This is a genomic window from Streptomyces sp. NPDC006643 (assembly GCF_042870175.1).
In the GTDB taxonomy this organism is placed as follows: domain Bacteria; phylum Actinomycetota; class Actinomycetes; order Streptomycetales; family Streptomycetaceae; genus Streptomyces.
Genome location: NZ_JBIAHA010000005.1, coordinates 214,571 through 232,436 on the forward strand (window position 1 = coordinate 214,571; position 17,866 = coordinate 232,436).

General features: G+C 71.3%; 17 protein-coding genes and 1 tRNA gene. 7 read left to right on the forward strand and 11 right to left on the reverse strand.

The genetic code is table 11. The annotated features are described in order from the left end of the window. Positions 1-27: 27 nt before the first annotated feature. A complete protein-coding gene (locus ACFYNU_RS09300; RefSeq protein WP_356584489.1) occupies positions 28-2,571 on the reverse strand; it encodes an FtsX-like permease family protein in 2,544 nt (847 codons plus the stop codon). Positions 2,572-2,779: 208 nt separating this feature from the next. Continuing rightward, complete coding sequence (locus ACFYNU_RS09305) at positions 2,780-3,541, reverse strand: ABC transporter ATP-binding protein (RefSeq protein WP_388765715.1); 762 nt, start codon at positions 3,539-3,541, stop codon at positions 2,780-2,782. A 457-nt stretch (positions 3,542-3,998) separates the two neighbouring features. Here ACFYNU_RS09305 and ACFYNU_RS09310 point away from each other — a divergent pair. Continuing rightward, positions 3,999-4,082, forward strand: a tRNA-Leu gene (locus ACFYNU_RS09310). A 424-nt stretch (positions 4,083-4,506) separates the two neighbouring features. Beyond that, positions 4,507-5,391: a Bax inhibitor-1/YccA family protein gene (locus tag ACFYNU_RS09315; protein WP_356584491.1), complete on the forward strand. Its 885-nt coding sequence runs from the start codon at positions 4,507-4,509 to the stop codon at positions 5,389-5,391. 124 nt (positions 5,392-5,515) lie between these two features. On the opposite strand, the gene ACFYNU_RS09320 is transcribed toward ACFYNU_RS09315, so the two are convergent. Continuing rightward, positions 5,516-5,746, reverse strand: coding sequence for a DUF4287 domain-containing protein (locus tag ACFYNU_RS09320; protein WP_356584580.1), 231 nt, complete (start codon positions 5,744-5,746; stop codon positions 5,516-5,518). Positions 5,747-5,872: 126 nt separating this feature from the next. On the opposite strand from ACFYNU_RS09320, the gene ACFYNU_RS09325 reads away from it, so the two are divergent. After that, complete coding sequence (locus ACFYNU_RS09325; protein ID WP_356584492.1) at positions 5,873-6,205, forward strand: hypothetical protein; 333 nt, start codon at positions 5,873-5,875, stop codon at positions 6,203-6,205. On the opposite strand, the gene ACFYNU_RS09330 is transcribed toward ACFYNU_RS09325, so the two are convergent. The 3 genes from ACFYNU_RS09330 to ACFYNU_RS09340 form a co-directional block, all read right to left on the reverse strand. Beyond that, positions 6,189-7,268 carry a hypothetical protein gene (locus ACFYNU_RS09330; protein ID WP_356584493.1) on the reverse strand — a complete coding sequence of 360 codons (1,080 nt, stop codon included), beginning with the start codon at positions 7,266-7,268 and terminating at the stop codon, positions 6,189-6,191. The two genes, ACFYNU_RS09325 and ACFYNU_RS09330, sit on opposite strands and share 17 nt — an antisense overlap. 273 nt (positions 7,269-7,541) lie before the next feature. Further along, positions 7,542-8,762 (reverse strand): acetyl-CoA C-acetyltransferase, encoded by a 1,221-nt coding sequence (locus ACFYNU_RS09335; RefSeq protein WP_356584494.1) that lies wholly within the window; start codon positions 8,760-8,762, stop codon positions 7,542-7,544. A gap of 158 nt (positions 8,763-8,920) precedes the next feature. Then, the gene (locus ACFYNU_RS09340; protein WP_356584581.1) at positions 8,921-9,931 is read right to left on the reverse strand and encodes an SGNH/GDSL hydrolase family protein; all 1,011 of its coding nucleotides are present in this window, start codon (positions 9,929-9,931) and stop codon (positions 8,921-8,923) included. 172 nt (positions 9,932-10,103) lie between these two features. On the opposite strand from ACFYNU_RS09340, the gene ACFYNU_RS09345 reads away from it, so the two are divergent. Beyond that, positions 10,104-11,507 carry a cystathionine beta-synthase gene (locus ACFYNU_RS09345; RefSeq protein ID WP_356584495.1) on the forward strand — a complete coding sequence of 468 codons (1,404 nt, stop codon included), beginning with the start codon at positions 10,104-10,106 and terminating at the stop codon, positions 11,505-11,507. Positions 11,508-11,850: 343 nt separating this feature from the next. Here the strand turns inward: ACFYNU_RS09345 and ACFYNU_RS09350 are convergent, their stop codons facing one another. Then, on the reverse strand, positions 11,851-12,276 hold the full coding sequence (locus ACFYNU_RS09350; protein ID WP_356584496.1) for a hypothetical protein: 426 nt from the start codon (positions 12,274-12,276) through the stop codon (positions 11,851-11,853). 171 nt (positions 12,277-12,447) lie between these two features. On the opposite strand from ACFYNU_RS09350, the gene ACFYNU_RS09355 reads away from it, so the two are divergent. The 3 genes from ACFYNU_RS09355 (at position 12,448) to ACFYNU_RS09365 (ending at position 15,751) form a co-directional block, all read left to right on the forward strand. Continuing rightward, positions 12,448-14,130, forward strand: a complete 1,683-nt coding sequence (locus ACFYNU_RS09355; RefSeq protein WP_388765656.1) for an aromatic amino acid ammonia-lyase — start codon at positions 12,448-12,450, stop codon at positions 14,128-14,130. Next, positions 14,127-14,963, forward strand: coding sequence for a MurR/RpiR family transcriptional regulator (locus ACFYNU_RS09360; RefSeq protein ID WP_356584498.1), 837 nt, complete (start codon positions 14,127-14,129; stop codon positions 14,961-14,963). Before ACFYNU_RS09355 ends, ACFYNU_RS09360 begins: the two co-directional genes overlap by 4 nt. Positions 14,964-15,103: 140 nt before the next feature. After that, a complete protein-coding gene (locus tag ACFYNU_RS09365; protein WP_356584499.1) occupies positions 15,104-15,751 on the forward strand; it encodes a hypothetical protein in 648 nt (215 codons plus the stop codon). On the opposite strand, the gene ACFYNU_RS09370 is transcribed toward ACFYNU_RS09365, so the two are convergent. From ACFYNU_RS09370 to ACFYNU_RS09385, 4 genes are all read right to left on the reverse strand, one after another. Next, complete coding sequence (locus ACFYNU_RS09370) at positions 15,720-16,094, reverse strand: hypothetical protein (protein ID WP_356584500.1); 375 nt, start codon at positions 16,092-16,094, stop codon at positions 15,720-15,722. The two genes, ACFYNU_RS09365 and ACFYNU_RS09370, sit on opposite strands and share 32 nt — an antisense overlap. A gap of 66 nt (positions 16,095-16,160) precedes the next feature. Further along, the gene (locus ACFYNU_RS09375) at positions 16,161-16,607 is read right to left on the reverse strand and encodes a roadblock/LC7 domain-containing protein (RefSeq protein WP_356584501.1); all 447 of its coding nucleotides are present in this window, start codon (positions 16,605-16,607) and stop codon (positions 16,161-16,163) included. Next, entirely contained in the window at positions 16,604-17,428 is an 825-nt protein-coding gene (locus ACFYNU_RS09380; protein WP_388765661.1) for a transcriptional regulator, read from the reverse strand. The genes ACFYNU_RS09375 and ACFYNU_RS09380 overlap by 4 nt, the downstream gene beginning before the upstream one ends. Continuing rightward, entirely contained in the window at positions 17,425-17,814 is a 390-nt protein-coding gene (locus ACFYNU_RS09385) for a hypothetical protein (RefSeq protein WP_356584502.1), read from the reverse strand. The genes ACFYNU_RS09380 and ACFYNU_RS09385 overlap by 4 nt, the downstream gene beginning before the upstream one ends. Between the last annotated feature and the right edge of the window lie 52 nt (positions 17,815-17,866).

Sequence of the window (17,866 nt, forward strand, 5' to 3'; positions counted from 1 at the left end):
GGCCCTTCGGCCGGTGAGGGACGGATGTCACTCGGTCTTGATGGCCGTCAGCATGTTGAGCTTCGCCGCGCTGCGCGCCGGCCAGAGCGCCGCCAGCACACCCACCAGCCCCGCGAGGACGAGGAAGATCCCGATCCGCTCCCACGGCAGGACCAGCACATAGCCGGGGATCGAGCCGCGGATCGCCTCGCCGATCGCCCAGGCCAGGAACGTACCGAGCCCGACACCGACCAGCGCGCCGAAGACCGAGATGACGACGGCCTCAAGCCGGATCATGCGCTTGACCCTGCGGCGGTCCAGACCGATCGCCCGCAGCATGCCGATCTCCTGCTGACGCTCGAAGACGGACATCGCGAGGGTGTTGACGACGCCGAGCACCGCGATGATCAGGGCCATCGCCAGCAGGCCGTACATGATGTTCAGCGCGGTGTTGATCAGGCCGCCGAACTGGTTCCTGATGTCCTGGCGGTCGGCGACGCTGATCGCGGGGTTGTCGCCCAGCGCGTCCACCAGGGCCAGCTCGTTGGCCTCGGTCGCACCGCCGTCCATCGCCACGTACACCTCGGGCGTGTACGCGTCCTCCTCGTGCGGCGTCACCAGATCCGTCGAGATCAGGACCGGTGAGACGAACTCGTTGGACTCGTACGTGGCACCGATCGTCAGCCGCGTGGTCTTGTCGTCCTGGTACTTCACCGTGACGGTGTCGCCGGTCTTCAGACCCCGGGACTTCGCGGTGTCCGAGGCCATCGCGATGGCGTCGCCCTTCAGCGAGTCCAGCGAACCGCTCTCCGTCTTCAGCGCGAGGAGCCGCTGGACGTCCCCCGGAGTCACGCCCGACGCGGAGGTGTGCTTGCCCTTGATCTCCAGGTACGCGGACCGCTGCGGGGAGACCGCGCTGACGCCCGGTGCCTTCTCCAGCGCCTCGACCGCCGAGTCGTCGAGACCGCCGCCACCGCCGGCCATCGTGATCATGTAGTCGGCCTTGATGTTGTCCGTCGTCATCTTGTCGATGGCGGTGCCCAGCGTGACGCCGACGGTCGTGAGACCGGTGACCAGGGTGAGGCCGATGGCGAGCGCGGACGCGGTGGCGCCCGTACGGCGCGGGTTGCGCACCGCGTTCTGCCCGGCCAGCTTGCCCGCGACGCCGTAAAGCCGGTTCAGCAGCGGCTGGACGAGCGCGATGATCGGGCGCGACAGCAGCGGGATGAGCACGATGACGCCGACGAGCGCGAAGAAGGCACCGGCGCCGATGAGCAGCTTGCCGTCCTTCCCGACCCCGGCGCCCGCGACGATGCCCGCGGCGCCGATGAGTGTGAGTACGGCGCCGATGGAGTTGCGCAGGACGAGCGACTTGACGGTGGCCACGGCGTGCACACTGCTCATCGCGGCGACCGGCGGGATCTTCGCGGCCCGGCGGGCGGGCAGCCAGGCGGCGATCAGGGTGATCACCACGCCGACACCGAAGGCGGCGGCGACGGCGACCGGCGTGATCATCAGCGGGCCGGCGGGCACCTTCGCGCCGAACGAGCCCATGGCCGCCCGCAGTCCGACGGCGAGACCGACACCGAGGACGAAGCCGACGGCGGAGGCGACGAGGCCCACGATCAGCGCCTCGGCCATCACCGAGCGCTTGACCTGGCGGCGCGAGGCGCCGACGGCGCGCAGCAGCGCCAGCTCCTTGGTGCGCTGGGCGACCAGCATGGTGAAGGTGTTGGAGATCAGGAAGATTCCGACGAAGAGCGCGATGGCGGCGAAGGCGAGCAGCATCTGGTTGATACCGCTCAGCTCCCTCTCGATGTCCGCGGCCTGCTGGTCGGCCAGCTGCTTGCCGGTCTGGACCTCGGCGTCGTCGGGCAGCAGCGATTCGATCTCGCCGCGGATCTTCGTGTCGGAGGCGCCCGGCGACGCGGTGACGTTCGCCATCTGGAAGTAGCCCGGCTTCAGATAGAGCTTCTGGGCGACCGAGGTGTCGAAGAGGACCAGGCTGCCGCCCGCGTTCACGGCGCCGTCCTCGGTGGTGAAGATGCCGGAGAGCGTGTACTCCTTCACCGGCCCGTTGGTGGCGACCCGTACCGGCCCGCCGACCTTGTACTCACCCCTCGAAGCGGTGGACTTGTCGAGCGCGATCTGGCCGGGCTCGGCGGGGCCGCTGCCCTTGGTGAAGTCGTACGCGGGGTCCTGGCCGTTCTCGCCGGGGGCGAAGTTGGTACCGGTGTTGGACCAGCCGTTGCCGATCAGCTTGCCGTCGGGGTCGGCCACCCCCGCGAAGCCGTCGACCCGGGGGGTGACGGTGGCGACACCGTCGACGGCGGCCATCTTGTCGAGGACCTCGGAGCTGAGTCCGGGCTCCTGCTCCTTCCCGTCGGGCCCCCTCTCGTCGGAGGCATAGGTGGTGACGGAGACGGCGACGTCCTTGTAGCTCTTGGCCGACTGCTTGTTGAAGGCGTTGCCGAGGGTGTCGGTGAAGACCAGCGTGCCGGAGACGAACGCCACGCCGAGCATCACGGCGAGCACGGTCATCAACAGCCTGGCCTTGTGCGCGAGCACGGTGCGCAGGGCGGTACGGAACATGGTGGCAGTCCAGGTGAAGTGGGCAGGGCGGAATGGCCGCGCGGCCGGAGGGAGGTCGGCCGCGCGGCCGGGTCTCGGTGTGGGCGCCGACCGGCGTGCGCCGGCGGGTGGCTCGGCGGCGCGGGGCGGCGTGCGCCGGCGGATGGCTCAGAGTCGCCGGGCGGCGTACGCCGGGCGGATCACTCGGCGGCGCCGGGGTGGCGGGGCGTCAGCTCGTACGGCCCTTGGAGTCGAACGCCTTCATCCGGTCGAGCACACCGTCGGCGGAGGGGTGCAGCATCTCGTCGACGATCCGGCCGTCGGCGAGGAAGATCACCCGGTCCGCGTAGGAGGCGGCCACCGGGTCGTGGGTCACCATGACGACGGTCTGGCCCAGCTCCCGCACGGAGTTGCGCATGAAGCCCAGCACCTCGGCGCCGGCCCGTGAGTCCAGGTTTCCGGTCGGCTCGTCACCGAAGATGATCTCCGGGCGGGAGGCCAGCGCGCGGGCGACGGCCACGCGCTGCTGCTGGCCGCCGGAGAGCGCGGTGGGACGGTGGTTGAGCCGGTCCTTGAGACCGATCATCGTGATCACGTTGTCCAGCCACTGCTTGTCGGGCTTACGGCCGGCGATGTCCATCGGGAGGGTGATGTTCTCCAGGGCCGTCAGCGTCGGCAGCAGGTTGAACGCCTGGAAGATGAAGCCGATCTTGTCCCGGCGGAGCTGGGTGAGCTGCTTGTCCTTCAGCGATCCCAGCTCGGTGTCCCCGATCCGTACCGAACCGCTGCTGAAGCTGTCGAGGCCGGCCACGCAGTGCATCAGGGTCGACTTGCCGGACCCGGACGGGCCCATGATCGCGGTGAACTCACCCTGCCGGAAGTCGACGGTGACCTGGTCGAGGGCGACCACCTGCGTCTCGCCCTGCCCGTAGACCTTGGACAAGCCGGAGGCGTGGGCGGCCACGGCGCTGGCGCGGTGGAGGAGAGGCATGGTCGTCACGGGTGGGACTCCTTCAGGGGTTCTGGCGGATTGACTTCATCCTCTCCGCCGTCCGGCCCCGGGTCGTCACCCCTCATGCCCGTTCCTGTGGCCTTCTCGGGTCGGACCGGGAGAGGCCTCCGTCCTCCTCGGGGATGACGCCCACCCCGCCCCTCCGGTATGACACGGACCCTGACTCCGTCACCTCGTCACCGTCTTGTCATGCAGGCGACGCCTGTGTGCAATCCGTGTGCGGGGAGTGGCGAATAGTAGACAGAGAGCGGCGAGTTTCCGTCATATCCCGAGGTCCGTATCAAGACCTTCGTCCTGCTTCCGGCATGTGCCGATGGCGTGTTACCAGGGCTGACACACCCTCAGGTGCCAATAAAATCAGACAGGATCGCCCAAGTACTCGGCTGTCCGAGGGGTCCTCCCGGATAGGCTCGTGAGCCAACGCGGAGCCGCGTACGCCCGGATGGTGGAATGCAGACACGGCGAGCTTAAACCTCGCTGCCCCAAATGGGGCGTACCGGTTCAAGTCCGGTTCCGGGCACACTCTCTGAACGTGTGCTGACCTGCGAAGATCGCTCCACCCCCGAAATTTTGCCTCTGAGGCACAGCGCTGCTGAAACGTGCCTGCGGATCGCTACGATCGGCCAACTCGATTGAAATGTAAAGCTCTTGACGCAGAGTCAGCTACACGGGTCGACGAACCCGCAGCTCAGGGGCCTTGATCATCTTGTCGAGTGCGCGTCAATCCGCGATTTTCCCCGGCTCCGGAGCGAGGGGGCCGAAGGGCCCCGGGAGGGGTGCGGGAGCGCCCTCGGAGGGCCCTCCCGGACGGCCCGGCGACCCAGGGCCGGAACCCGACGCGTCACGATCGAGGAAAGATCCTCCCAGGGCACTAGGGTGTTCCCTTTGCTCCCCTATTACTCTTGTGCCAAGGCCGCGCAGGGTGGCCGCCATGGAGGAGTGAGATGAGGAGCAGCAACCCGGTCTTCTCGCGACGGGGCTTCAGTCGCGACAACGGCCAAGCGGGCTTCAACGCGGCGCCGCAGGCCGGGGGCCCCGCCGTCGGAACGCAGAACCCGTACGCGACGAACCCGTACGCCACCAACCCTTACGCCCAGACGGACCCCCAGCACGGCGGCGCCGGACCGCAGGCGCCCGCCCGCTCCGGGGTCATGACGATCGACGACGTCGTGACGCGCACCGCGTCCACGCTCGGCACGGTCGTGCTCACCGCGGTCCTCGCCTGGGTCCTGCTCCCGGTGGACCAGGACAACCTCGGCAAGTCGTACGGCATCGCCATCGGCGCGGCCCTGGTGGCCCTCGTGCTGGCCCTGGTGCAGTCCTTCAAGCGCAAGCCCGTCCCGGCGCTGATCCTGGCGTACGCGGCGTTCGAGGGCGTCTTCCTGGGCGTCATCAGCAGCGCGGTCAGCACCTACCTCTCGCCGGGTGTGGTCGTCCAGGCGGTGATGGGCACGATGGCGGTCTTCGCCGGTGTGCTGTTCGCCTACAAGATGCGCTGGATCCGCGTCACGCGCCGCTTCTACGGCTTCGTGATGGCCGCCGCGATGGGCTTCGTGCTCCTCATGGTCGCCAACCTGCTGTTCAGCGTCTTCGGCGGCGGTGACGGCCTCGGCTTCCGCAGCGGCGGCCTCGGCATCCTCTTCGGTGTCATCGGCATCATCCTCGGCGCCTGCTTCCTGGCGCTCGACTTCAAGCAGGTCGAGGACGGCGTCACGTACGGCGCGCCGCGCGAGGAGTCCTGGATGGCGGCCTTCGGCCTCACCATGACGCTCGTCTGGATCTACCTGGAGATGCTGCGGCTCTTCTCGATCCTGAGCGGTAACGACTAGCGGCAACGGCCGACGGTAGCGGCGCCGGCGACGGCGGCGTGACGAAGGGGTCCCCGGGCAGCAGCCCGGGGACCCCTTCTGTCGTCGTGTACGGGGGTCTGTGGGGTTTGGGGGCCCGCGCCGGTCAGCCCAGCCGGCGGGCGGCCCGCCTCAGGTCGTACTCGTGGATGATGGCCTTGGCGTGCCCGTACGCGAGGTCGTACTCGCCGCGGAGCCAGGCGACCTTCTCGTCGAACCGGACGAGGGCGGGACCGTCGTCGACCGTGCGGAGCCAGTCGGAGATCTCGCGGCCGGTGCAGTGGGGAATACGGGACAGCAGGTTGCGATGGGTCTCTTCGGAGAAAACAAGGGACATCGGCGCCTCCGGACGCTGCTTCACGCTTACTGGTCCTTCACGTCACCGTGCCTGAGCGTTCGCCGGTTGGCAACAGTGCGGGGGCCTGATCCACCGGACGCTCCCCGGGGCGCGTAGGGTCGCGGCGTGCTTGATACGACGCGCCTGACCGCCGCCGTGGACCGATTCGCCGACCGGCTGCGGGCAGCCCCGCAGAGCAGGTTGCAGCGCGGGGCCGCGGCCGAAGGGCTGGCCCTGGCCAGGGAATTGTCCGCGACCGCCCAGCGCCTCGAAGCCCGGGACGGCGCCCCGCCGACGCCGCCGAGAATCATGCCGGACGTCGGTGTCTTCGTCGTCGCCGATCAACTGACCGTCGCGGCGGGTGACTTGGCCGAGGCACTGCGAACGGCCCCGTCCGTGGCGGAGCTGGACGAGGCCGTGCGGGCGGTGGAGCGGGCCGTGGCTAGAGCGAAGCTATGACCCGGTCCGCGAGGATGTAGATGTGGTCCTCGGCGGAGGCGTTCTCACCCGTCGTACCCGTGTTCCCCGGGGCGCCGGTGCCAGTGCCGCTGTCGGCCGCGCCGGCGGACGCGCCGCAGGAGAACGTGAGGGCGTACGCCCCCGAGACACCCGAGCCGCCCAGCAGGAACGGCGTACCACCGTCGCGCAGCGCGCCCGCGAGGCGTTCCGCGGTCTCGCGGTGGCCGGGCGTCATGCAGAGCGTCGTACCGTCCGTGAAGACGTACACGTCGAGCGTGCCCAGCGGGCCGGGGCGGACGTCGGCGAGCGCCGTACGGGCGTCGGCCAGCTCTTCGAGCCGCGCGACCGTGCGCTCGTGGTCGGTGACGACCGGCGTACGGACCGGGACGAAGTCGGGGTGCGAGGGGTGCCTGCGGCGGGCGGCGGCCAGCTCCGGGGAGTCCTCGGCGAACTCACCGATCTCGCTGACCTCACTGACCTCGCTCAGCTCGGGCAGCCCGTCGAAGTCGTCGTACTCCGCGAGGCTGCCCAGTTCGTCGAACTCGGCGGGATCGGCGGTGTCCGGCCGGTCGCGCAGCTCGGCGAGTTCCGCCAGCTCCGCGAGGTCGTCGTACTCGTCCTGGGTGGCACGGCGGGCGCGGTCGGCGCGGTCGAGCGCGTCGAGGTCCAGCGCCTCCAGACCCACGAAGTCGGCCTGGCGCGGCACGTAGAACGGGCCGTCCTCGGTGCCGGGACCGCCGAAGCCGCCCAGCAGCGACGGCGCGTCGCCGGCGTCGCGGGCCTCCTGCGCGGCCCAGAAGGCACGCGCCTCGGCCAGCTCCCGCTCGCGCTCCTCGGCCAGGGCCTCGGCCACCGCGAGACGTATGTCCTCGGTGGACGTGGCAGGGGCCGGCGCGGCACCGGGGACACGTGCGTGCGGTACGGCGGCGTGGCCGCCCGGATTCGCCAGGGACAGTTCGCCGCGCAGGGCCGTGACCTCGCGCCGCAGCCCATGAGCGGCGTGCAGAGCGGCGACGCCCACGGCCGTGGCGGCGGCCGTGGTGAGCAGCAGGGCAATAGACATGGCGCTCACTGACTTACTCCCGGTCTTCAATGGTCCCCCGACTTCCTACATCAGCTTGTCTCGGGGGGCGCACACGTCGGCAGTGCATTACGTCATGAATTGGACAGGTCTTTCGGCCTTACGGCCGGCCCCATTACTGCCGTGACCAGGGTAAATGGGGCTCCCCCAGGAGTGAGGTCACATCCTGGGGGAGATTGAGTCACGACTGGGGCTCGAAGCGGTTCGGCCGTGCGGCCTCCTCCGCCTCCTCGCTCGGCCGCCCTGTGCTCCGGCTCAGCTCAGGCGCTCGACGACCATGGCCATGCCCTGGCCGCCGCCGACGCACATGGTCTCCAGGCCGAACTGCTTGTCGTGGAACTGGAGCCCGTTGATGAGCGTGCCGGTGATACGGGCGCCCGTCATGCCGAAGGGGTGGCCGACGGCGATCGCGCCGCCGTTCACGTTCAGCTTGTCGAGGTCGACGCCGAGGTCCCGGTAGGAGGGGATGACCTGGGCGGCGAACGCCTCGTTGATCTCCACCAGGTCGATGTCGCCGATGCCCAGGCCCGCGCGGCGCAGGGCCTGCTTGCTGGCCTCGACCGGGCCGTACCCCATGATCTCCGGCGAGAGCGCGGAGACGCCGGTGGAGACGATCCGGGCCAGCGGGGTCAGGCCCAGCTCACGCGCCTTGGTGTCCGACATGATCACGAGGGCGGCGGCGCCGTCGTTGAGCGGGCAGCAGTTGCCGGCCGTGACCAGTCCGTCCGGGCGGAAGACGGGCTTGAGGCCCTGGGTGCCCTCCAGGGTGACGCCGGCACGGGGGCCGTCGTCCTTGGCGACCACGGTGCCGTCGGGGGTGGTGACGGGGGTGATCTCGCGCTCCCAGAAGCCGTTCTTGATGGCTTCCTCGGCGAGATTCTGCGACCGCACGCCGAACTCGTCCATGTCGCGCCGCGTGATGCCCTTGAGCCGGGCCAGATTCTCGGCGGTCTGGCCCATCGCGATGTACGCGTCGGGCAGCAGGCCGTCCTCGCGGGGGTCGTGCCAGTCGGCGCCCTCGGAGGCCGCGACGGTGGCGGTACGGGCCTCCGCGTCGGCGAAGACCGGGTTGTGGGTGCCGGGCATGCCGTCGCTGGAGCCGTTGACGGAGCGGGACACCATCTCGACACCGGCCGAGATGAAGACGTCGCCCTCGCCGGCCTTGATGGCGTGCAGCGCCATCCGCGAGGTCTGGAGCGACGACGAACAGTAACGGGTGATCGTGCAGCCGGGGAGATGGTCCATCCCCATCTGCACGGCGACGATCCGCCCCAGATTGTGGCCCTGCTCGCCGCCGGGGAGCCCGCAGCCGAGCATCAGGTCGTCGATGTCGCGCGGGTCCAGCTCGGGAATCTTCGCGAGCGCGGCCCCGATGATGGTGGCGGTCAGGTCGTCGGGCCGCAGCTCCTTGAGGGAGCCCTTGAAGGCCCGGCCGATGGGGGAGCGGGCGGCAGAGACGATCACGGCTTCGGGCATCACGGCTCCAGAGGGGCGAGTGCGGTACGGCGGGAGTGCCGTCCTGCGAAGTTACCCGCACGTACGGCTCGGGTCACCGGGCCGGACGTGTGACGCGGACCGCAGTGGGGCTCCCGCCGGGGGTGCGGGGTGCGGGGTGCCGGCCGGCCCCGGCCGGGTCAGGTGCGGTTGGCCTCCTCCTTCGGGGGCGGCGGCGGGGCCGGCTCCGTCTGGGTGGGTTCCGGGGCCGGGAGACGACGGCGGCGGCGGTGCTTGAGCAGGGCCCAGGGCGCCCGCGCGCCAGTGACCTCGGTGCCCGCCTCGGCCGCAGCCGCCGACGCGGCCTTCGCCACCGTCAGCATGTCCTCGTCGCGGGCGGAGTCCAGATGGTCCGTCTCGGGCCACAGGCCGAGCACCGCGCAGAGCGTGGGCAGGACGGCCATCGCGGCCGTCGCGTACCCCTCCGCCGACGGGTGGTAGTTGTCGGCGCCGAACATCTCGCGGGGGTTGGCCTCGAACTCCGGCCCCAGCAGGTCGCCGAGCGAGACCGTACGGCTGCCCTGCTCGACCGCCACGATCGTCTGGGCCGCCGCCAGCTGTCTGCTCACCCGGCGGGCCAGCCAGCGCAGCGGCTGGTAGACCGGCTCGATCGTCCCCAGGTCCGGGCAGGTGCCGACGACGACCTCCGCGCCCGCCGTCCGCAGCCGCCGTACCGCCGCCGCGAGATACCGCACCGAGGCGGTGGCCGACATCCGGTGCGTGACATCGTTCGCGCCGATCATGATCACGCAGACGTCCGGGGTCCGGAACGCGTCCGCGAGCAGCAGCGTCACCTGGCGTTCCAGATCGTCGGACTGCGCGCCCGGCTGCGCCACGTTCCGCAGGTCCACCGGGCGCTCCGCCACCGCCGCGAGGCCCGAGGCGAGCAGCGCCCCCGGTGTCTGGCCCGCCCGCCGCACGCCCTGGCCGGCCGCCGTGGAGTCGCCGAGGATGCCCATCCGCAGGGGCTCGGTATGGCCGTACGCCAGCCCGTACCAGCCGTTGCCCTTGGGCGGGATCGGCGCCGTACCACCCCCGACCGACCGCTTCGCCAGCTGGACCTCGGCCAGCAGGAGTCCCACCCCGGCCGCTCCGATCAGACCGACACTCCCGCCGCCGAAGGCGGCGCCCGCCGCGATCCGCCGTGCCACCCTCGCTCTCGACACAGTCCGGGTCACCTCCCTGTAGCCGTACGCGCCCTGTAGCTGTTCAGACACTGCCCATAAGACCAGCAAGAGGTAATTGCCCCGTAACGGCCGTGGCCCAATCGCTTACGCCTACGCATACGCTGGCCGGACCATCACGGAGACCCCGGAGACTACGGTGCAATTCCACGACTCGATGATCAGTCTGGTTGGCAATACCCCGCTGCTGAAGCTGGGCAATGTGACCTCGGGCATTCAGGCGACCGTCCTGGCCAAGGTCGAATACTTCAATCCCGGCGGTTCGGTGAAGGACCGGATCGCCCTGCGCATGATCGAGGCGGCGGAGGAGAGCGGCGAGCTCAAGCCCGGCGGCACGATCGTCGAACCCACGAGCGGCAACACCGGCGTCGGACTGGCGATCGTGGCCCAGCAGAAGGGCTACCACTGCATTTTCGTGTGCCCCGACAAAGTCTCCACGGACAAGATCAATGTGCTGCGGGCGTACGGCGCCGACGTCGTCGTCTGCCCCACGGCCGTCGACCCGGACCACCCGGACTCGTACTACAACGTCTCGGACCGGCTGGTGAACGAGACGCCGGGCGCCTGGAAGCCCGACCAGTACAGCAACCCGAACAACCCGCGCTCGCACTACGAGACCACCGGCCCCGAGCTGTGGGACCAGACGGACGGGCGCATCACCCACTTCGTCACCGGCATCGGCACCGGCGGCACGATCACCGGCACCGGCCGCTATCTGAAGGAGGTCAGCGACGGGCGCGTCAAGGTCGTCGGCGCCGACCCCGAGGGGTCCGTCTACTCCGGCGGCTCCGGCCGCCCGTATCTGGTCGAGGGCGTCGGCGAGGACTTCTGGCCGAGCGCGTACGACCGGACCGTCACGGACGAGATCGTCGCCGTGTCCGACAAGGACTCCTTCCAGATGACGCGACGCCTCGCCAAGGAGGAGGGCCTGCTGGTCGGCGGCTCCTGCGGCATGGCGGTCGTGGCGGCGCTGCGGGTCGCCGAGCGGCTCGGCCCGGACGACGTGGTGGTGGTGCTGCTCCCCGACAGCGGCCGGGGCTACCTCAGCAAGATCTTCAACGACGAGTGGATGAACGACTACGGCTTCCTGGAGCAGGGCGGAGACACCCCCCGGGTCGGTGACGTGCTGCGGTACAAGGAGGGCGGCGCCCTTCCCTCGCTCGTTCACATGCACCCCGAGGAGACGGTCGGGGACGCGATCGAGGTCCTGCGCGAGTACGGCGTCTCGCAGATGCCGATCGTGAAGCCCGGCGCCGGCCACCCGGACGTCATGGCGGCCGAGGTGATCGGCTCGGTCGTGGAGCGCGAACTGCTCGACGCCCTCTTCGGGCGTCGCGCCTCGCTCAACGACCCGCTGGAGAAGCACATGTCGGGACCGCTCCCGCAGGTCGGCTCGGGCGAGCCGGTGGCCGACCTGATGGCGGCGCTCAGCGGCAACAACGCCACCGCCGCGATCGTGCTGGTGGAGGGCAAGCCGACGGGTGTGGTCAGCCGGCAGGACCTGCTGGCGTTCCTCGCGAAGGACGCGAAGGACGTCAAGTAGGCCCGGGTCGGGGCCCCGTGGCGGGGTCGAGCGGGGCAGGGTCCCCGGCTTCGTGAAAGTGGTACCAGCGCGACATCTACGCGCAGCACGCACTTAACACGGCTCGGCCACAGTAGTTGTTGTCGGCGTCAATGATCTCCGGAGCGGCTCCCGGACCCATGGACGCCACCTGGACACGGTGCCGGTACTGACCCGGCTCCCTGTCCCTCGCGGGGACCGCCGTCGTCCCGCCCTCCGGAAACGGGGGTGCGGCGGTCCCCGCGACATTCCCGTTTCCGGTGCCTGGCCTTCGGTCGTCGGAGCGGCCGGCCCCCCGTGCGCCGGCCGTTCACCCGAGGGGGCGTCAGTCCTCCCAGTCGGACGACTGCTTCGACTCACCCTTGGGGCGGCGAGCCCAGGGCACACCCCCGGCCGCGTGCGCCGCGTTCACCCCGACGATGCCGAGCCAGGCCACACAGAGCCCGGCGAAGTCCGCCTGCACCACGGCTATCGCCGAGAGCGGGATGGCCAGCACCAGCGAGATGATGGCGAAGCCGTAGCGGTCACCGAACGAATCCCCGGTGCTGGGCGGCCGGGTGCCGCGGGCGACGACCATCTGCTGTTCGGCGAGCTGACGCCGGACACGACGGTCGGTCGTGCTGTCGAGGCGCTGATCGAGTTTCTCCAGGAACGACTCGATGAGCGCGGACTCGTACTCGGGCCCCAGCTCTCGGCGGGCCTGAAGGGTGGCGTCGAGCTCCTTCTTGAGCTCAGGGTCGCGGGCTTCCATGGCCACAACGGTACGAAGCCGGAGGCCCCCGGAACAGTGGGGCTATCCCCCCTCTTTACCTGCGGGGTACCTCAGGGCCGCCGGTCGGCCCGCCCGATGCGGGGGCCGCGCGCTCCTTGCCGGGGCTGCATATAGTCATGCAGAGTGCTCGTTGACTGAATAGATCGCCGAATGCCCCGAAGGGCGGTGCCCCCTGTGCCGGACGGTCGAGCCGCCCCCGTACACCCCGCCCCCGTAAGCCCCGCCCCCTTGACCTCCGCAGACCCGGCGCACCCCGCAGCCCCCGTACGCCCCGCCCTCGTCGTTCTCGACGGTCAGAGCCTCCCCGTCGCCGACATCGTCCGGCTGGCCGACGGGACCGCCCGCCCCGTGCCCGGCACCGATGCCATGAGGCGTGTCGAGCGGTCCTGGCACACCGCCCGTGAACTCGCCGCCTCCGGGCGCGTATACGGCCGCTCCACCGGCGTCGGCGCCAACCGTACCGAGGCCGTTCCCTCCGGCACCGCCGCCGATCACGGACTGCGCCTGCTGCGCAGCCACGCCGGCGCGGTGGGCCACCCGCTGCCCGCCCGCGAGGTCCGCGCCATGCTCGCCGTCCGGGCCAACCAGCTCCTCGCCGGCGGCGCCGGACTGCGCCCCACCGTCGTCACCGCGCTCTGCGACGCCCTGACCGCCGGCGCCCACCCGGTCGTCAACGAGTTCGGCTCGGTCGGCACCGGCGACATCGCCGCCCTCTCCCAGCTGGGCCTCGCCCTCGTCGGCGAACACCCTTGGCAGGGCGGCCGGCCGCCCGAGGCGCAGCCCCTGGACAACAACGACGCCCTCGCCCTCATCAGCAGCAACGCCCTGACGCTCGGTCAGGCCGCGCTCGCGCTGGACGAGTTGGGCCGGCTCATCGCCGCCACCGAACTCGTCGCCGGGCTCTCGCTGCTCGCCGTCGACGGCAGCTACGAGGCGTACGCCGAACCGGTCCACGCCGCGCGCCCGCACCCCGGCTCGTACGCCGTGGCCACCCGGATGCGGCACATACTCGGCGCCCCCGAACGCCCCACCCCGCCGCTCGGCCGTATCCAGGACCCGTACGGCTTCCGCTGTCTGCCGCAGGTCCACGGACCGGCGCGGGACGCCGCCGACGCGCTGGAGCGGGCGCTCGCCGTCGAGATCAACTCCGCCGCCGAGAACCCGCTGATCTGTCCGGGCTCGGACGACGACCTGGCGCCCGCCGCGTACCACCACGGCGGTTTCTACCTCGCCCAACTCGCCCTGGCGCTGGACCACTTCAGGCTCGCCGTCGTCCAGACCGCACGCCTTTCCAGTTCCCGTCTCTCCGCCCTGAACGAACCCGGCTTCACCCGGCTGCGGCCCTTCCTCGCCGACGCCGAGCCCGCCAGCTCCGGCGTGATGATCCTGGAGTACGCGGCCGGGGCCGCCCTCGGTGACCTGCGCGCCTTCTCGGCGCCGGCCTCGCTCGGCCACGCGGTACTGTCCCGTGGCGTGGAGGAACAGGCCAGCTTCGCCTCGCTGGCCGCGCGCCAGACGCTGCGCGCCTGCGCGGCGTACCGTCTGGTCGTCGGCTGCGAACTCGTCGCCGCCGTACGGGCGTTGCGCCAGCGGGATCTCCGGCCCGAGGCGGGACTGCCCGTGGGCCGGGCCTTCGCCCTGGCCGAGTCCGTACTCGCCCCGGAGGTCGCCGACCGGCCGCTGACCGACGATGTGACGGCGGCGGCGCGGCTGCTCGACCAACTCGCCTCCGCGGCCGACGACATGGACCGGACCGGCGGGACCGGCAGGACCGGCCGGACCGAGACGACTGGCATGACCGGCATGACAGGTACGACGAGAGGGATCGCGTGAGCGACAGCCCGGCCGCCCGGCTTCAGCAGCTCTTCGAGGGCCACCGGCTCACCCCCACCCAGCGGCGTATCGCGCACAGCATGGTGCGCCGGGCCGTCGACGCGCCGTTCCTGTCCAGCGTGGAGCTGGCGGAACTCGCCGGGGTCAGCCAGCCGTCGGTGACCCGCTTCGCCGTCGCGCTCGGCTTCGACGGCTACCCCGCGCTGCGCAAGCACCTGCGCGAGGTCGCGCCCACCGGCCAGGACACGGGCACGTCCGAGTACAACGAGTACCAGCAGGCCGTGCACGCCGAGTTGGAGAATCTGCGGCAGCTGGCCGATCTGCTCGCCGACCCCGCCCCGGTCGAGCGCGCGGGCCGCGTACTCGCCGCCTCCACCCCGCTCCTCGTCCTCGGACTGCGAGCCGCGTCCGCCCAGGCCAAGGGCTTCGCCTACTTCGCCGCCAAGGTCCACCCCGACATCCGGCTCCTCGACGAGGGCGGCACGATGCTCGTCGACCGGGTCGACGCGGCACGGCGCGCGGGCGCGAGCGCGCTGCTCTGCTTCGCGCTGCCGCGCCATCCCAAGGAGGTCGTGGAGGCGCTCGACCACGCGCGCGAGGCCGGGCTGTTCGTGGTCACGGTCGCCGACTCGGCCTTCGCGCCCGTCGCCGCCCACAGCGATCTGCTGATCCCGGCGGCCGTCGGCACCGGCCTCGCCTTCGACACGGCGTGCGCCCCGATGCTCCTGGGGCGGGTGCTGCTGGAGGCGATGTGCGACAACCTGCCGGACGCGCAGGCACGCCTGGAGGAGTTCGACGGGCGGGCCGCGGCCCGGGGTCTGTTCGCCGAGTAGGGACTCGGCGGGCTCTGGCGGCTCTGGCGTGATCCGGCCGCCACCGGCTTCGCCGTTCTCAGGAAAAGCTCAGGAAACCGCATTAATCTGCCCGCCAAAACTTCGGTGAATCCGGTGCAGGGGAAGAGGAGGCGGTGGCCGTGGGGCGCGGAGGGCAGCAGTCGCTGGCGCGGGTGACGGTGATCGTAAGGGCCGGTGCGGCCCCGATGTGGTGGCTCGGCGTCCTGGCCGCCGCGATCGGGGTGCTGATCCCCGGACTGACCGGCCGCTGGGTCGGGCTGTACGCCGGGGCGGCGTTGTTCGTCCTGTGCGCGGCGGCCGTCGCGCTCGTACGGCGACGGCGGTACGGCGGGTGGGCCGAAGCCGCCTCACGCGCGGGGAAGTTCGACTACCTCCAGGACCGCGCGGTGACGCTGCGGGTCTGGCGGCGGGCCCATGTGTGGTGGCTGGTGGGCGCGTTCGTGGCGGCGGTGGGCGTCTCGTTCGCCGTACCGATCGCGGGCGGCGCGGCGCTCGCCGGGGCCGGCGCCGGGCTGTGGCTCAAGGCCGTGCTGCTGGGCCGCGGTGAGCGCGCGGGCGAGGAGTTGCTGTGGGTACGTACCGACTGGGCCGGGCGCGGCAGCCCCGTCGGCAAGAAGGTCAAAGGCTTCCGTACGACCGGGCTCGAAGCCGGGGACGCCGCGCCCGGTGGGGCGCGGCGCCCCCGCGCCAGGAAGACCGCGGCGGCCACGAGGGCCAAGGGGGAGCGGGCCGCGGTCACACCTCCAGTTCGTTCTCGATCTTCTTGAGCTGGTGTCTGGCCATCGCCAGATTCGCCCGCTGCTTGTCCAGCGCCACATAGAGGAACAGTCCGCCGGTGCCCCGGCCCTTGAGCAGCCGGATCAGGTGGTACTGGCCGCCGAGGGTGATCAGGATGTCCTCGATCTCGTCCTTGAGGCCCAGCATCTCCATCGTGCGCACCTTGGCCCGCACCACGTCGGTGTTCCCGGCGGCGGCGACCGTCAGATCGAGGTCCTTGCCGCCGCCCAGGGTGCCGAGGGCCATGCCGCTGCCGTAGTCGACGAGGGCGGCCCCGATGGCGCCCTCGATGGAGGTGGTGGCTTCTTTGAGGGCCGCTTCGGTGTTGGCCATGGAGGTCGCACTTCCTTTACGTCGCTGGGTCGTTGGGGCTGACGGTGTTCTGCTTGAGGTCATGGGTCAGGCGTTCTCCGGTCGTTCGAGGGCGGCGTCCACGAGTTCGCCGATCCGGGCGCCGGAGCGGCGGGCCTCCAGATGGAGCCGGCCGACATTGATGCGCGGCTCGGCGAGCACGGTGAGGACGGCGGAGCCGCCGGCGGCGTACGTGGCGACGTAGCCGTGCTCGCCCCTGATCAGCAGTTCGCGGAAACCGCCCCGGCCGGTGCTGTCCGTCAGCCGCAGGGAGACTCCGAGCGCGGCGGCGGTCAGGGCGGCGATGCCCTCCGGCTCGACGTCCGCGGCGCCTCCCGACAGCTCGTCGGCGAGGACGAGACCGTCGGTGCTCGCGGCCAGCGCGCCGGTGAGCTGGGGGACCCGCACCCGCAGGCGCCGTAGCTCCCCGAGGACTTCGGCCTCCACCGTCATCAGCTGTCTCCTCTCGCCGCGCAGCCGCAGGGCGCGTCTCACAGGCTTGCCTCCAACGCGTCACGGAGCCGGCGGAGCAGTGCGATGTCGGGGTCGGCCGCGATCTCCCCGATCCAGGCGGGGAGGACCGGGCGGGCCGTGCCGGTGCCCGGCGGTGGTTCGGGAGGGGTGTCGACCAGTCCGGCCGCCGCCAGGCGACGTACCTCAAGGAGGGTGTGGAACGCGGGACGGCCCAGCGCCCAGGCGATGGCCGCCGGGGTCCGTACGCCGTCGGCCAGCTCAAGCAGCGCGCGCTGGCGGCGGGTGACCGACTGGCCGGGCGCCGGGGCGCGGGGCGTCACCGGCGCGGTGTCGACGGCGGGGTACGGCCAGACCTGGTCGAGCAGTTCCCGGCGCCGCAGCGTCTCGCGTTCCACGGCTGCCGCCGAGACGGGGCGCACCGGGCCGATCCAGTGCGCGACGCCGTACCGGAACCGGGTGGGGCCGCTGCCCGGCGCCAGGGCGAAGAACGCGGCGTCGTACAGCGCGCCCAGATGGCAGATCTCCAGTTCCCCGCCGCCTATTCGGCCGCTGTCGACGAGGAAGCGCCCGACCTCGCGGCGCGCTCCGGCCTCGTCGACGGCGCGCTGCCAGCCGTCGCGCGGCAGCCGGCCGCCGGTGGTCAGGAGGGTGTCGATACCGGGCGCGACGGGGCTCTCGGCGTGCACGACACGGCCTTCGGAGAGATAGAGCGTGCCGTGGTCGCGCAGGAGTGCGCCGGTGGCACGCTCGTCCGCCAGCCGGACGAGCATGGGCGAGACGGGGGAGACAGACGAGACGGGGGAGCCGGGCGAGGCCGCGGATATCGCTGTGGTGGCGTTCATGCCAGTACCAGCCGTTCGGCGAGCTGTTGGAGCCGCAGCCGGGCGAGGGCGAGATTCCCGGTGTCGCGGTCGAGCCACAGATGGAGGAAGACGCTGCTGTCGAAGGTCGTCTCGACGAAACGCAGAACGTGGTAGCCGGTACGGGTGGTGACGATCACGTCCTCGACGGGCGGGCCCTTCGGCTGCCCGGCGGCCGGCGCGAAGGCGGGGTACTCGGCGGCGGCCCGCGCCAGTTCGGCGGTCTCGGTCGCGGTCGTCTCGTGGTCACCGTTCGGCGACTCGCCCGCCGTACCGAGCGCGAGACCGCTCGTCCAGTCGACGATCGCCGCTCCACGGGCGCCGGGCAGGGCCATGATCTCGTGCAGACATGCGTCGATTCCGGGCACGCGGACTTCCCTCCCAGCCGGTCGTGCGTAGGCACCGTCGTGCGGCAGTGAC